Below are 325 nucleotides of genomic sequence, written 5' to 3'. Positions count from 1 at the left end.
GCAATTAGTGCATTCATCGGAGGAATCGGATTAGTCTTGTTTATTGAGTGGTTGGCTAGCAAACTTCAGCATTCATGAGAAAATTTGGGTTGATCGGGTTTCCTTTAGGACATTCCTTTTCTAAGAAGTATTTCACCGCAAAGTTTGAAAGAGAAGGTATTAACGGCTGTCAATTTGATTTGTATGAAATTCCTCAAATTGAAGACTTTCCTGAAGTACTTTTAAAACATCCTGAGCTGGAAGGAATGGCAGTAACAATTCCCTACAAAGAGCAAGTAATTTCCTTTTTGGATGAGCTCGATCCTGCTTGTAAGACGATTGGTGC

Annotated in this window: 1 protein-coding gene; it reads left to right on the top strand. The window is 38.8% G+C overall.

The annotated features are described in order from the left end of the window. Window positions 1–74 precede the first annotated feature (74 nt). Window positions 75–325: shikimate dehydrogenase family protein (locus ACNKXV_RS13860; protein WP_417908307.1), on the top strand; the 251-nt coding region annotated here is incomplete at its 3' end.

It is taken from the genome of Christiangramia aquimixticola (genome assembly GCF_048285835.1).
Taxonomy (GTDB): Bacteria; Bacteroidota; Bacteroidia; order Flavobacteriales; family Flavobacteriaceae; genus Christiangramia; species Christiangramia aquimixticola.
Note: the sequence above shows the minus strand (reverse complement) of the source record. Positions and strands in the feature narration are given on the sequence as shown.